This window comes from Paenibacillus sp. Marseille-Q9583 (assembly GCF_976954365.1).
This window is the reverse complement of sequence record NZ_CDRJTB010000002.1, coordinates 97,378-112,616: the sequence shown is the minus strand read 5'-3', so window position 1 is coordinate 112,616 and position 15,239 is coordinate 97,378. Positions and strand designations below refer to the sequence as shown.

The following is a 15,239-nucleotide window of genomic DNA, read 5'->3' as shown; positions in this document are numbered from 1 at the left end:
TTGTCTTTCGCATTATCCATTCATATCCATCGGTTTCTTGCGAATGTAAGAATTCATCGTCGTCTTCATCCACTGGATGTCCTCCCGGGTAATGAGCAGCCGGGGTAGTTTAACTTTTAAGGTGTACTTTATATTGAGAACAATGAAGAAGAATCGCAGGATTGCTGATGACAGCATCGCTATCCCTGCTCCGAGTAAGCCAAACTTAGGGATGAGCAGGAACAACATTGGGATAACCAAGAGTAAGCCAAAACCTTGAAGCATCGAAACAATTTTCGGCTTGCCTAGCGCCATAAAGGCCTGCGCCAGAATGATCGTCCCTCCGCTAATGGTCACTTCAAGGAGCAATAAGCGAAACACGGTTAATGCAGCATTGAAGTCTTTGCCGTACATCAACGGAATTACTAAAGGGGCTAAGAGCATCAGGACTACTCCGCCAAGCATGGTGAAAGTCGTACTTATTCGAAAGGCTTTGAATGTTAACTCAACGGCCTGTTCTTTTGACAGCTCAGAAGCCTTAGGAAACAAGACGATCGTAATCGAGCTTGAGAAAAAATTAACCATTCGCGATAGACTCACAGCCACTACATACAGCCCCAGATCAGCAGGTCTTAACAAACCGGCAATTACGATCTGATCGATATAAGTAGAGAAATTCCCAAGCAAATCATTGCCGTAGGAACCAAGTCCGTAAGTAAACAATCTTTTTAAACTCTGAAAGGCCCCTCTCATCTTCACCTTATAGGTGCGAAGCAAGGAAATCGTCATTCCGATAAATAGCGGCGCTCCAGGAAGGAGATAGGCAACTGCAGTTGTAAATGGATTCATCTGATCCAGCGCGATCAATATCCCGATCATCGTCAGTGTAAGCAACGGCACTAGATAGCGAATCCAATTAAACCTCTTGTATTCACCTCTGAATTGAAAAGCTGCATTGTTAATTTGAGAGATCACTATAATCGGACACAGAATCATAGACCACTGAGCAAAGGTCACGACCTCCGGACTGAAGGATTTCAGCCAATAAGGCAAGACCACGATACCAATAATCATCGCTATGACCCCAAAAATGATACCCAGCAGCAATGCCATACGATAAAGCACTCCGGCATCATCCGGGTTTTTCTTAGCGTTATAGATTAGAGCTGATGGAATCCCAAAGCTCATGCTAAAGGCCAGAAACTGTGACCAGTTAATCATTGCCGTCTGTTCCCCACGCCCTGTCGGTCCAAGATAACGGGCGGTCAGTACTCCCGTTAACATGTTAATCAGTAGGATCATGACACTGACAAACATTGTCTTCACGGCTGCCGAGCTGTTGTCCTTACTCTTCGCGAACAATCTAAAAGATGACCAGATTGTTCTAGCGGGGAGAGATTTTGCATTCAACTGCTGCATACGGTGTTCCCTTCCTTCTACTTTGTGTGATCTCCCTTGCGCTGAGGCCAAGACCGATCAGCATCCAGATTAAGTATCCCTTGAGTCCGGGAAACCCATTATCTGATACCAAACTGACTATCGCACCGGTCCAAGTAGCAAGAGCAAGTCGGGCGTATGGCTGCAATTGGTCCCTGCTGATTACTCTAGCGAATATCTGTTTGACAACTGCGCCTAAAGCTCCGAAGAAGAAAACAGCACCCAGAATACCAAAGGTGAGCAGTAAGGCGATAACTCCGTTATCCATAATTCCGTACTCTCCAAGCTCGCCGTCATTACCAAGCTTAGTCCCTTGGCCTACACTACCGATTCCCTGACCTACTGGATTGGCGGCGACCATCGGCAGCATGTTTTGCCATAAGCTTAGCCGTTCATTATAAGAGTGATCTTCCTGAACAGAAGAAAGTGTCTCTACCCGAGCAACCAGTCCTTCGGCGCCAGGCAATTTCGGCACAACCCAGAACAACGCAGCAGCCACAAAAACTAATTGGATCAAAGTTTTCCATTTCCCCTTAGAGGGAGATGTTCCGATGTACATGAGCAGCATCACCAGAAGTATCAGCCATGCCGCACGTACTAAAGTAGTCAGCAGGCAGATTACAACTAGCAGCACGCCGATCCAGCGCAATGTTCCCCGCCATTTTTTCTCCAGTATCATCGGAACTAAAGCAAACGCTAAGAATGTTGCAGCCGGTCCGGGCGAATTCAGCGTAGAAAACACTCGGATTTCCAATGGATAGGGATTTCCGATGGACATCATGTCCGCATGTTTCATCCAGAACACATCCCAAGGTGGCACCGTCAAATACTGAACAATCCCGTAAATGGCAACTAGGACTGCAATATTGGCAAAAGCGGTAAGCAATCGATCGATATCCTTCGGCTTGAACTTCGTGACGGCAAAGTACGGCAATAACAGCAGTGGCACAATATAATTCGCTAAGTCATAAACTGAGCCCATGCCATTCTTAGCCAAACCGATTAAAGCACCATAACCCAGCGCAACTGCGAACATTAACATAATCCGCGTGGAGGCTTTTTGAATATTATGAATCTCCTTCAGCAGCGGAATAATCAAGGTTACACCGGTTAACAAGGGGGCTAAGCTCAGCAAGGATACAGAGTGATACACTCCTTCTGACCAGTCAGCAATGCGGCGCAGCTCTGGAGCTACCGCCCAGATTAGCAAGGTATAAGCAACGAGCATTTTCGGTCTAAGTATGGCTAACAAGAAAGCCGGGAATAGGATGGCTGAGAGAATGGCTCCCTGCAGACTGTTCGATGAACTCAGCATCGCACTGGAGAAGCCGATGATCAGCGGAAGAGAGACACCTATAGCAGCAGTCCCCCCTATTAATCCAGCTGTCTTGATGAACCTAAGTGATGGGGGCGTAAATACACTCATTCCAAGCCTCCTTCCTTCACCTTATCCCGCTTACGCAGTTCCTTAAGTAATAAAAGTAGAAATTGTGCATCGTCCACAAGATATCTTTTCCAGAGCCGGCCCGGCTCCTGGCTAAGCCGCCAGAACCATTCGAACCCTGTTTTTTGCATGAAGCTAGGTGCTCGTTTCACTGAGCCTGACAGAAAATCAAAGGTCGCTCCCACTCCGATCGATATCGGAGCTTGATAAGAGGTATAGTGGCGATAAATCCACTTTTCCTGCTTAGGCGCTCCTACACCAACAAACACGATATCTGGCTGGCACTCTGTCAGCATTTCTATAATGCGTTCATTCTCCTCCTCATTGTGCTCGAATCCATAGGATGGAGAATAACAGCCAACCACATTTATTCCGGGATGCGCTGTTTTCAAATTCATCGCTGCCTGTTCCGCCACGCCTTCAGCTGAGCCTAAGAAGAACAGCCGGTACTTCCTTTGCTCAAAGGCGTTGCCCAATCGATTAAATAGATCCGCGCCGGATACCTTCTGCTTAAGCGGCTTGCCTAGCATTTTGGATGCCCAGATCAGTGGCATTCCGTCAGCAACAACTGCGCCTGCCTTCGAATATACCGTTTGAAATTCTTTATCCTTTCGAAGCTTGATCACATGATCTACATTGCAAGTGAGGATATAAGACTGATTCCTCTCCTGAATGGTTTTATCAATGTAATCAAGCAAATCCATAAAATCGTAGTTATCAAAATTGACATCGAACATATTCACTTGACTCATCGTATCACTTCTTTTTGTGGGGAATCGGTTGGCTGTGAAGATCGATACAGGCAGTTCAGGTACCAACAGAACGGAATAATAAATTGGACCGTCGACAGCGTGTTATCGGAGAATGAGTAAATTAAAAACGCTGCAATAAATAACAGATAATAAGGTTTGATCGGCGTAGCCAATGCTCTGTACACCAGAATAAATACAGCCAATAAAGAGAACATCAACAGAATAGCGCCAATATATCCCCCATCGAAGTAAAAGCGGATATACTCGTTGTGTGGAACTACAAAACCCTTATACAATGTTCCATCATTTGCTACCGTCACTGCTCCAAGCCCTCTACCAGACCAAGGAGAGTCCGCAGCCTTATTTAAAAAATACTCCCATGCCTCTGACCTTCCTGATAAATCAACAGCCGTATCTGTCTGTCTCTCAAAGGAACGTTTCTCAAAATTATCGAGCTGCCAGAAGACGGCGACCATAATCAGGAAAAATGCACCCATTAACGGAATTAGCAGATAGGTTCTGCCCTTCAAATATTGGCGAAGAATATCATAGAAGTAATAGAGAACGGTAAGTCCAAGTGCCAATATAGGCCCTCTTGTTCCTGTTCCAATCAAGATAAAGAAATTTAGAACTAACATGATATAGAAAAAGCGTGCTTGCTGCGGATTCCGCTTCACCTCTATAAATGGAATCGCTACTCCCATAAAGGCCAGCATCGCTAGATGCGCAGGAATATTAGCCCCCTGAATCCGTACAGCGCCTGTATACTCGATGTTGAGAAAATTATGAACATGCGCAAGCTGCAGCAACAAACCAACCACTACACTAACAAGGGGAAGCATACAGATAATTTTGATTTGCAGCTCGGCTACATTCTTTTTCCAGTTGATTAATAAAAATACGAATGGAATCGATAGACCGATAAAAGCTTTAACTGCAATGGATGAGGTCATTTCCGGTAGCCAGATCGAAGATCCAAAGGTAATCACCAGCAGCGCTACCATTGCCCACAAGGGGTGACTCAGACGAAACCGCAAACCATTGACCAGAATACAAGGAACAAGCAGCATCACGATAACCAATTTATAAAGGGACAGTATCTCCATTCCGAACATGCTGCCATCATATAAAAAGTTAATCGATATTGCCGTCGTAATTAGAACGAAATAACTGATCAGTTCAGGCCGTGAAATCGAGATTCCCAGCAAAATAATCAGAAGCACGGCAGCTATCGCAATCATCGGCTGGTAGATGACCGCCGTTCCAAAGAACAGGGCCGACATGAGATAGAGCATCCCGTATGGCAAAACATTTAATTTGGAGCCCCACTCAAAATTTGTCATGTTAATCCCTCACCCCGCTGCGGAATGCCTTTCCCGACCCAGAATCATATGAAGCGTTCCACGAATACTCTCCAGCCTGCATTTGTTCAAAAGCCTTCTTCCTTTGCTCCTTGAGAGAATAGAATCAGCCAGGATATACACGAGCTTAGCGGCTGTCTTTCCCACTAGAATTAGCTTGCCTTTTAACCCTTCGCTTTTCATAGCGTTAGAAATACCTTGGCTATAATAGCGCCTCATAATCCAGTCTTCCGTCAAACGGGCCGCCGGAACGAAATGGTCAACCGCCATTTCCGGATGATAGAGGATGGAATGCCCTTCTTTTTGAATCTGTCCGAATAACCAGGTCTCTTCACCGGAGAGTAGAGAATCACCCTTTCTTCCGAGATCCAGGGGAAAAAGACTGATGTCGAATACGAGCTTCCGCATCGCCATATTGGCCCCACAAGGATGAAGTTGCTTGGGATATTCCTTAATCCGGCTACCTAAATCAACAATCGTATACGGAAGCTCAAAGGGTTTAATCAACCAGTCCGGACGTTTACTTTCGAATATCGGAGCGATTTTGCCTCCCATAGCCATGACCTCCGGTTTACTCTCGAAAGTACTGACAATCGTTATTATCCAACGCTGGCAAGGTATCGCATCATCATCGAGAAAGGCAATCAGCGGCGATTTGGAAGCCAGAATTCCTGTGTTTCTAGCCGCTGAAAGCCCCTGCATCGGCTCCATCATGTAGCGGATATCCACATCAGCTCCATGCTTTCCTATAAACTTTTTGACGCAAGCTTCAGTATCATCCTTGGAACAGTTATCCACAACAATGATCTCCGCCTGCTCTAAGTGATCCAGCTTTAAAAGTGACTGAAGCGTCTTGATCAATAAAGGTGCTCTGTTGTAGGTACAGATGATAATGGAAAGCTTAGGAACGTCTCCGTATTCACGCATCGGCATTCACCTAATTTCCACATTATTAATAAGCATCTTTTGAACCGAGTAACATCAGTCCGGTTTTAGCAATGATTTTTAGATCCAGCTTGGTGCTCCGAATATGGATGTAGGTTAAGTCCAGCTGTACCATTTCGTCGAAGCCGACACTGTTTCGGGCATTCACTTGCCAATATCCGGTACAGCCTGGTGTAACCGTCAAACGCTGTTTGTCATATTCCGTATACTGAGCCACCTCTTCTGGCAGCGGAGGACGAGGACCGACCAGACTCATTTGACCTATCAGCACATTCCACAGCTGAGGCAGCTCATCGATGCTCGTCTTGCGCAGGAATCTCCCTATCTGTGTGATCCGCGGATCGTTCTTAATCTTGAACATGGCACCGCTCACTTCGTTATAGGCCATCAGGTTTTCTTTTAACTCCTCAGCGTTACTAACCATGGATCTGAACTTATACATCGGGAATTGCTTTTCATTCTTCCCAACCCGGTTTTGCCGAAAGAACACCTTTCCTTTCGGATCCTCCAGCTTGATCAGAATCGCCACGACAACAAATAATGGCATTAACACGAGAAGACCAAGAGCGGAAAAAAAGATATCGATCATCCGTTTCATTATCAAATAGGACTCTGCTTCTTTCCTTCTCTCATCGGTATGCAGCATGTAAAGTTTCGGCAGGACCGCCTCGTAGTCTTCCGGCAGTTTTTGCATGCTCATCCTCCTCATCTAAAATTTTGCGAACTCAACTTAACTACTCAAGCTGGTTTGTCCCATTTTATTCAGCCATTCCGACATTGCATCCATCACCGGATAGCGCAAATCTTCGCTCTGCAGTGCAAATTCAAGTGTTGTCAAAATATATCCAAGCCGTTCGCCGACATCATATCTTGTTCCGTCAAAATTATAGGCATATACCCGTTCGCTCTGATTCAGTTTCTGAATGGCATCTGTCAATTGGATTTCTCCGCCAGCGCCTTCTTCCATCAAATCAAGATACTTAAAGATCTTCGGAGTAAACACATAACGGCCCATGATTGCCAGATTGGAAGGCGCCGTACCTAGTGGCGGCTTCTCTACAAAATTGTTAACCCGATACAATTTACCGTCCTGTAAATCAGGTTCAATAATACCGTAGCGATTCGTGAATTCATCAGGAATCTCTTGAACTCCGATAACCGAGTTTTGTGTTTCTTCATATTGATCGATCAGCTGCTTAAGGCAAGGTACGGCTCCTGTGACGATATCATCGCCTAACATGACACCGAATGGCTCATCTCCGATAAACCGTCTTGCACACCATACGGCATGCCCCAGTCCCTTCGGTTCTTTCTGGCGGATATAGTGAATTTCTACCTTGGCTGAACGTTGAACCTCTTTAAGCAGATCCAGCTTTCCATCTTCCAGAAGCCTAGACTCCAGCTCAAACGCATTGTCAAAATGATCCTCAATGGCTCTTTTACCTTTACCAGTAACAATGATGATATCTTCAATACCGGAAGCAATAGCTTCCTCCACAATGTATTGAATGGTTGGTTTATTGATAATCGGAAGCATTTCTTTAGGCATGGCCTTCGTTGCAGGAAGAAAGCGCGTACCTAGTCCTGCCGCGGGTATAATTACTTTTTTCACCTTTTTCATCGCACTTTACCTCCTAAAAGTTTTGTGAGCATTAGCTTCAACGATCTTACTTCGTACAAAACTTACTTCGAAAGCATAAACTTAAGTTTTGTGAGCATTAACTTCAATGATTTGACTTCGTACAAAACTCACTTCGAAAGCATAAACTTAAGTTTTGTGAGCATTAACTTCAATGATTTGACTTCGTACAAAACTCACTTCGAAAGCATAAACGTTTACTTAGCCTGGTTCATGGCAATTCCGATTAGATTAGAGCCGGTCTGTTCAAGTAGCGTCTTCGCTTTGCGGATCGTTTCCCGTTTGGACTTTCCGTATCTGGCCACCAGGATCACACCGTCCGCTTGAGGTGCCAATATACGAGCATCACTGAAATCGACTGCCGAAGGAGAATCCAGCAGGATCAGATCGTAGTTTTCTTTTAGTTCCTCAAGCAAAGCGGTCATTTTGGGGTTCCCCAGCAAATCCGGCGGACTAACATGCGTTTTACCCGCCGGGATGACCGAAAGATTGGCCAAATTTCCGAGGACAGCGATGTTATCCGCTTCCTCTTGCCCACTTAAATAAGCCGCAAGCCCGTCACTTCCCTCTACTTCAAACACTGTATGAAGACCGGGATGTCGCAGATTGCAGTCCACCACCGCTACCTTCTTGCCATCCTGGACGAAAGACACCGCTAGATTTGACAAAATCGTCGTCTTGCCTGCTCCAGCTTCTGCTGACGTAAAGAGTAGCACTTTTCCTCCGCTACCCTGCGCTATTCCAAGCTGGCGTATATATGTGCGTAGCGATCGGAACGATTCCGAAATATGCGAGGATGGATTAACGTCCGTAACCAGAATCTTATTTAGCCGCAACATAAGCACCCTCCTTCACTCTTGTGTTGCCGCCTGCTGCCTTACCCAAATCGCGTTTACGAATGGTTGCGATCGAAGCAATTACCGGTAGACCAAGGTCATATTCCGCTTCCTTTTCAGACCTTAATGTGCCGTTAAGAGTTTCCATCAGCAAAATAATTCCTAGGGCAGCCATAAGCGATACAACAAAGCTGATGATGAGATTCATCGCAAACCCGCCGTTCGAGGGCCCTGGAACATCAGTCGGATCGGCCGGTGTCAGCAAGGTAACATTGTCTACCCTCATCAGCGATGGCAATTCACGAATGAATGTCTGCGAAACCGCATTTACGATCCCAGCAGCTTTGGTGTAGTTTTCATCCTGAACATTGAGGTTGATCACCTGGCTCTTCTCTGAAGTTTTAATCTCAAGCTTCTGAGTTAGTTCATCAGCCGTCAGACCAAACTCCGGGTGATTTTCTATTACGCTTTTCATGATGGTTGGTGATTTCATAATTTCCTTGTAACTCTCAATTAAATTCAGGCTAAAGCTCAAATCGTTAAGATTGTTGCTCTCGGGAGCTTTGGCAATGTTGTTGACAAGCAGCTGTCCGGAAGCGGAATAGACGGGTTCAACGAAGTTTTTGCTAACATAGTAAGTCGTAGCACAGGAGATAAAAACGAAAACCATGATGAGCCAAAACCTTTTTTTAATCAGGTTAATGTAATCCAGAATCGTCTTTTCCACAGTAACCCTCCTTCCGCTAAAATTACATTCTGAAAGCATTCATGAAAGTTTCAGTTGTTGCTTTAATTCTATCAATCCACACCATTCGCCACATGGCTCATACCATCACTTTCCTCTTCACTTTGGAGTAAGACGTTGTACTCCTTAAGAGGGGGGTAAGGTATACTTTAGCGCCATATTTAGGGCTACTTTAAGTTTTTACGCACAAAAAAACACGGACATCCAGTCCGTGTTTATGTACAATGCTTATAAATTAGTTCAACTTTCACTCATAAGACATTTCATATTTGGTCAATCCGACAGCATTTGCGTAAAGCGCTGCCTGTGTACGATCTGCCACCTGTAATTTCGCCAAAATCTGACTGACATGCTTTTTCACTGTAAATTCACTAATAAAAAGACGTGAGGCAATTTCTCTGTTGCAAGCGCCCTGTCCTAGTTCGATTAAGACTTCCTTCTCTTTCGGGGTCAATTCATCTGTCGGACTGCCTTCACTCATTCGCATCTTATCTTCCATCAGACCAGGATCATAATACTTTCTTCCTTTATGGACCAACTGGATAGCAAATAGTAACTCTTCTGGCAATGCCTCTTTCAATACATATCCGTCTACCAGCACTTCCTCAGCTTTCAGAAAATCCTCTCTGCTTGCAGATGATGTCAGCAGAATAAACTTACTAACGATTCCACGAGCACGCGCTTTCTTGATGACATCAAGTCCTGATTCATCCGCTAATTTAAGATCAATGAGTACAAGGTCAGGCTGCGTCTCCTCAATCACAAGAAGCGCTTCTTGGCCGTTCGTCGCCTCTCCAGCAAACTTCACATTCGGTTGCATCGAAATAACGGATGCCAGCCCTCTTCTAACTAGAGGATGATCATCTACAATGACGATTTTCATTAGAAACGACCTCCCGCCCTAAAGTTTATGCATTCTTTAATTCAGCTACACCCACAGGAATGGAAATCAAGATTCTCGTTCCCATATTTTCATTACTGGACAGCTGGAAGTCGCCACCTAGCGACTGCGTCAAATATTGCATATTCTTCATACCAAGCCCACTTGCACTATCTTCGGATTCAATCCATAACAAATCAGTATCAAAACCAACACCATTGTCACAAATCAATAATCGGATCCAAGTCGGCTTCAGAGACAGTTCTACATCCACTCGACTGGCAGCACCATGCCTGATGGCATTTCCAGTGGCTTCAGAGATAATCCGAAAAAGCGCCTTGTGGTAAGGATAAGGGAGACTAAAATCATCCCCCGTTATTTTTAATTCAATATCAACATCATTTAATCTGGATAAGCTCTTCAAATGTGATCTTACCATACCGAGCCATGTAGGCCCGCCACTCTTCTTGGAGCTAAGACTGTAGATCGTAATCCGCAGTTCTTTAGCAACCTTTGTAGCAGAGTCATGAATAAGCTCAATTTGTTCTTCTAGCTCATGATCTGACATTCTCTTCCACGATTCCTTCAGCGAATGCGTCGCATACACAATACCAAAAAGGCTCTGGGATACACTGTCGTGCATTTCATCCGCAATCCGGTTCTGTTCGTTCGTGATGATCAACCGGTTCTCAATCACACCAAGCTCATGCCTTTCAAGAATATTCGCACTTAGCTCAGATAAGAATATCAATTGTTGAATATACCATCTGCGGCCTTCCAGCCCCTCTGTAGACTCCAGCTTGAGTCCAATCATCCCTACAAATCGGGTGCTCATCCGTACAGGCATCAGCAGGAAATCTCCTAATCCCGGAAGATTTCTAAAAATAGGCTCTCGCTGCAATCTCCATTCATGCTCATGTTTTCCCAGTTCTGAGAATAAGAACTGTTCCTCTTCCTGCTGCCAGCCGGTCTGCCTGCTCTGCGGTGCTGGTTCTCCGCTTTTCTTGGCGAACCAAAACAAAGCCTTATCTAGCTTCGTTAGCTTAACAACATAATCGGTGATCACTTGACCGATATTCATGAAATCATGTTGGCTTGAGGTTTCCACGATATGGTACAGCGATTTGATATGCTCCATCGTCTCTTTCGTGCGAGCATTCGATTCTTCACGTTGCCGCTTCATCCGATTAACGATCTGCATTATTATAACCGTAAGTACCAGTGTTAGAAACAGATTCCCATTTACAAATACAATTTCCAGAAAAGTTTTGTTCGCAGAATTGATAAAAAAATAACAGAGCACCGCAAAAATACTGATGTAACTTAAAAGCAGCGACCATCCAAAATAAATGGACAATGAGCCTGCAGCAATCAATACAGGGTTTAGCACATAGAGCCTAAAGGAACTCTCGTACCCACCGGTAAACAAGGTCAATGCAATAATTCCCACCATCTCTATACTAACAGCCAGGACGAGAGTCTTTGGCCTGCTTTGTAACCTCCGATAAAAAAATGAGAACGTTTGTGCAAACAGAAAGAGTATGGCAATAACAAGGAATTTATAAATTACGGCAGGTCCCGTTTTATCTAGAAGATACATGAGCGATGTGAGGGACAAAGAGAAGTACCTGTAATACTCAATCAGTTTGTCTTCTGCAGTTGGTTTGATTTTCATCCCACCACCCTATTCTCCAGTTTTTTTGGAAAATGCGAGATTGTACTGTGCTCGATAAAAGCATCATACATGAGAAAAATCACAATAACAAGTTGACATTTCCCATGTTTGCGCTTCCATTTGAAAAATAGTTACAAAAAATTTATTATTTTTCGAGGGGGTTTTATACCTAAAATTTGTCATTTTATCCACTATAGTTAATAAGAACTAACGTTTTTATGTAATATAAATCCATAATTTTCAACATATCTTATAAAACGACAAAAATTATACAATTATAACAATTCTCATTGGGACTCTAGTAGTATGATGTCGATTTATATGTTACTTCGACAAAGCTGTGGTGCAATCCCCATATATTTTTTAAATAAACGTGAAAAATAGAACGGATCATTATAATGTAGCATACCTGATATTTCTTTCACTTGTAATGAGGTGTTGAGAAGCAGCTTTTTGGCCTCTGCCATTTTAAGACGGTGAATATATTCATGAAGCGGATACCCGCTACTACGCCGAACAAGACGACGAAGTGTAGACATTGAGATATGATGTTTAGCCGCAATCTGCTCTAGGTCCATTTCACCATAAATGCATAAATTCAGGTCCTCCCGAATCTGACGCATATAATCTGCCTGAGCATTCCAACTTTTTTCTTCTATTATAAAAGAACACTCCAATAGCATTCTTTCAACGAGTAGGGCGGCCCGATCCGCATCTGCCGGTTCTCCACTTTCCATTCGTTTCAGCACTTCTTCAAATAAGGCCGAAAGACCCTTGACCGAATTCGCTTGGAACACATTACCACCAGCGATTAGACCTGATTCCAACCATTCCGATACTCTTGTCCCATTAAAATTAATATAATACTCATCCCAGCTCCCTCCAGGTGGCGGACCGAAATTGTAACTATATCCTGGGCGAAAAAAGAATAAACTGCCTTCACGCACCGGCTGTTCTTTCCCCGAAGTCTCCATATAGGTGCCACCACCTGATACTATGTAAACAATAGCCCAGTGTTCAAAAACTACGCCTGAACGGAATAACGTTCTTCCAGGCAAATGGCCGGCTTGTCCTACTCTAATATTTTTAAGCTTCAGCTTAGAGGACTCAACCTTCGGATCAATAATTCGTATTGGATATGGACTGATCATATAATCCATGCGCTTGGACATTATAGACATTCCCCCCTCTGTTTAGTAGTGATAAGGTTATTGTGAAGTTGATCATATTCTACATGAATAAGAGGTGTCCACGCTATGCTTAATCATTCTACACTACTGCTTCTGCCTAATCCGCGTGAAATCACATTGTCACAAGGCTCATACCGTTTCCCAATAAGCGGAAGCATTGTGCTTCCTAGTACGGGAGAGCAAAGTTCAATGCCTGCTGCACAAAAGCTGAAAGCTGTGATTAAACAAGCCTTAAATCTTCATTTGACCTTATCTATTGGCACACGTCCAACGGTTGTATCCGCTTGTATCTTTAGCTATGTGCCGTCATTATCTGAGCAGGCATACGAAATAGTTATTGATCAGAGCGGTATCGTTGTCTCCTATAGCTCACCTGTCGGTGCCTTCTACGCAGTAGCCACTCTGAAACAAATCATTGAACAAAGCGGCAGATCTATTCCTCATCTGCATATTCGCGATGAACCTGATTTTGGAGCTAGAGGGATAACCGTTGATATCAGCCGCAATAAAATTCCAAAGCAGGAAACCTTGTACCGAATCATTGACCTTATGGCCGATCTGAAGATGAACCAGCTTCAGCTATATATAGAAGGTACGCCGTTCGCGTACGAATCTTTCCCTCAAGTGTGGGAGCTTGAGACTCCAATCACAGGAGAGGAAATCTTGCTTCTAGATGCCTACTGTAAGGCGCGTTATATTGAGCTTGTTCCAAACCAGAACAGCTTTGGACATATGGAAGGCTGGCTTTCCCGTCCTGAATTCAATGCTTTAGCCGAAATTCCAGAGGGATTTATGCTTCCCAAGGAATTGTACATGGGGGATGTATATCCAGAAGGACTATTTATGCATCCCGGTACGTTTGATACCGAAGATCCTGCCGTACTCCCTCTGCTAGAAAAAATGTTCGACGATCTGCTTCCATACTTCTCCTCTAATCAATTTAATGTAGGCTGTGATGAGACGTATGAGCTTGGTCTTGGCAAAAGCAAAGCGCTGGCTGAATCACAAGGCAAAGGTCAGATCTATTTATCTTTTCTTCAGAAGATTTATGAGCTTGTTACGAAACGCGGCAAGACGATGCAATTCTGGGGCGATATTATTATCCAACATCCCGAACTGATCCCTCACCTGCCTAAAGATATTATTGCTATGGAATGGGGTTACAGTGCGGAGCATCCTTTTGAGTCGGATACCCTCAAATTCCGTGAAGCAGGCATTCCTTTCTATGTCTGCCCAGGTACCAGTTCATGGAACTCCATTACAGGGCGTAGCGACAATATGTTTGCCAATCTGCGTAGTGCAGCTATTCATGGCAAAAATAATGGTTCTATCGGCTATCTCATTACCGATTGGGGTGATCACGGGCATTGGCAGCATCTCCCAATCAGCTACACTGGATATGTTTATGGTGCTGCACTTTCCTGGAATGTAGATAACAATCTAGATGTAGACACTGCAAAATATTTAAATACATTTATCTTCGCGGATCGTTCCGAGGGTATTGGTCAATTACTTCTCGATCTCGGCAATTACTATCAGCTTGAATCCGAGATTATTCGTTCAAATGATACGGAAATGTCCCTGCTTCTTCGTACTAATCTCGACAATTTGTTAATTGTAGAGAAACTTACCGAAGAGCATTTCAACAATCTCGAAGAATACATGCTCTCTATAGAGGCACGTCTCTCGGGGCTTGATCTTCAATGTGATGATGCTGATCTTGTTCTTAAGGAACTGAGTAACGGAATCCATTTTGTGAAGCACGCTGTGCAGCTTGGAAGAATTAAACTGCAGCTGGCATCCGCGCCAGATTCAATTGACCCTAATCTGATTACGGAACAAATCAATGATTTGAATGTTCTTCTTCATCAATATCGTCTATTGTGGACCGAGCGCAACCGACTCGGTGGCTTAGATCAAAGTATTTGGAGACTTCTACGTCTTAGAGGACAATACGAAGCATTGAAATCGAAGTAATTTCCTTATCATAGCTGCACTTGGCGAGTCGAACGTTGAATTCAACGTTTCCGACTCGCTAAGCGCAGCTCTTCATATTGATTTTCAAGCATTTCCCGCTCCCGCTTTTCATGCTTTTCTCTGCCAATTCCCTCTTTCATGCTTTCCTCATCCTCATAGATTTGCCACAGATCAGAGAACAAATAATCTTTGATTTCTACTGTTTTTCCATTCAATATCCCATTGGTCCAAATAAGTCCCGCAGAGGTACGCATCACAATGCGGCCGTCTGGCGTTTCAGCCTTTTGTCCCATTCGAATCGTCATAAGCATTTGTCCAAAAGTATAACACTCCATTCGTCCTTAAACCTCCTAAATTTTAGTTGTAATGGAATAAAGAG

Annotated in this window: 14 protein-coding genes; 1 reads left to right on the top strand and 13 read right to left on the bottom strand. The window is 44.1% G+C overall.

Translation table 11 applies throughout. The features are described 5' to 3' along the window. Positions 1 to 12 precede the first annotated feature (12 nt). From ACWNM1_RS02300 to ACWNM1_RS02245, 12 genes are all read right to left on the bottom strand, one after another. A complete protein-coding gene (locus ACWNM1_RS02300; protein WP_449599555.1) occupies positions 13 to 1,398 on the bottom strand; it encodes an oligosaccharide flippase family protein in 1,386 nt (461 codons plus the stop codon). Next, a complete protein-coding gene (locus tag ACWNM1_RS02295) occupies positions 1,364 to 2,842 on the bottom strand; it encodes an O-antigen ligase family protein (protein ID WP_449599553.1) in 1,479 nt (492 codons plus the stop codon). Before ACWNM1_RS02295 ends, ACWNM1_RS02300 begins: the two co-directional genes overlap by 35 nt. After that, a complete protein-coding gene (locus ACWNM1_RS02290; RefSeq protein ID WP_449599551.1) occupies positions 2,839 to 3,612 on the bottom strand; it encodes a WecB/TagA/CpsF family glycosyltransferase in 774 nt (257 codons plus the stop codon). Before ACWNM1_RS02290 ends, ACWNM1_RS02295 begins: the two co-directional genes overlap by 4 nt. Next, positions 3,609 to 4,955, bottom strand: coding sequence for an O-antigen ligase family protein (locus tag ACWNM1_RS02285; protein ID WP_449599550.1), 1,347 nt, complete (start codon positions 4,953 to 4,955; stop codon positions 3,609 to 3,611). Before ACWNM1_RS02285 ends, ACWNM1_RS02290 begins: the two co-directional genes overlap by 4 nt. Before the next feature lie 9 nt (positions 4,956 to 4,964). Next, the gene (locus tag ACWNM1_RS02280; RefSeq protein ID WP_449599548.1) at positions 4,965 to 5,900 is read right to left on the bottom strand and encodes a glycosyltransferase; all 936 of its coding nucleotides are present in this window, start codon (positions 5,898 to 5,900) and stop codon (positions 4,965 to 4,967) included. Between the two features lie 25 nt (positions 5,901 to 5,925). Beyond that, a complete protein-coding gene (locus ACWNM1_RS02275) occupies positions 5,926 to 6,618 on the bottom strand; it encodes a sugar transferase (protein WP_449599546.1) in 693 nt (230 codons plus the stop codon). A 30-nt stretch (positions 6,619 to 6,648) separates the two neighbouring features. Continuing rightward, positions 6,649 to 7,539, bottom strand: a complete 891-nt coding sequence (gene galU, locus ACWNM1_RS02270) for a UTP--glucose-1-phosphate uridylyltransferase GalU (RefSeq protein WP_036676615.1) — start codon at positions 7,537 to 7,539, stop codon at positions 6,649 to 6,651. A 215-nt stretch (positions 7,540 to 7,754) separates the two neighbouring features. Then, the gene (locus ACWNM1_RS02265; RefSeq protein WP_449599543.1) at positions 7,755 to 8,396 is read right to left on the bottom strand and encodes a CpsD/CapB family tyrosine-protein kinase; all 642 of its coding nucleotides are present in this window, start codon (positions 8,394 to 8,396) and stop codon (positions 7,755 to 7,757) included. Continuing rightward, entirely contained in the window at positions 8,380 to 9,120 is a 741-nt protein-coding gene (locus tag ACWNM1_RS02260; protein ID WP_449599541.1) for a YveK family protein, read from the bottom strand. The genes ACWNM1_RS02265 and ACWNM1_RS02260 overlap by 17 nt, the downstream gene beginning before the upstream one ends. Before the next feature lie 265 nt (positions 9,121 to 9,385). Continuing rightward, complete coding sequence (locus ACWNM1_RS02255; protein WP_449599539.1) at positions 9,386 to 10,021, bottom strand: response regulator; 636 nt, start codon at positions 10,019 to 10,021, stop codon at positions 9,386 to 9,388. A gap of 25 nt (positions 10,022 to 10,046) precedes the next feature. Further along, positions 10,047 to 11,693 (bottom strand): sensor histidine kinase, encoded by a 1,647-nt coding sequence (locus tag ACWNM1_RS02250; protein ID WP_449599538.1) that lies wholly within the window; start codon positions 11,691 to 11,693, stop codon positions 10,047 to 10,049. A 317-nt stretch (positions 11,694 to 12,010) separates the two neighbouring features. Next, on the bottom strand, positions 12,011 to 12,865 hold the full coding sequence (locus tag ACWNM1_RS02245) for an AraC family transcriptional regulator (protein WP_449599536.1): 855 nt from the start codon (positions 12,863 to 12,865) through the stop codon (positions 12,011 to 12,013). A gap of 84 nt (positions 12,866 to 12,949) precedes the next feature. Here ACWNM1_RS02245 and ACWNM1_RS02240 point away from each other — a divergent pair, with 84 nt between their 5' ends. Further along, positions 12,950 to 14,860 carry a family 20 glycosylhydrolase gene (locus tag ACWNM1_RS02240; protein WP_449599534.1) on the top strand — a complete coding sequence of 637 codons (1,911 nt, stop codon included), beginning with the start codon at positions 12,950 to 12,952 and terminating at the stop codon, positions 14,858 to 14,860. A 41-nt stretch (positions 14,861 to 14,901) separates the two neighbouring features. Here the strand turns inward: ACWNM1_RS02240 and ACWNM1_RS02235 are convergent, their stop codons facing one another. Then, complete coding sequence (locus tag ACWNM1_RS02235) at positions 14,902 to 15,195, bottom strand: hypothetical protein (RefSeq protein WP_076283892.1); 294 nt, start codon at positions 15,193 to 15,195, stop codon at positions 14,902 to 14,904. Positions 15,196 to 15,239: the final 44 nt, after the last annotated feature.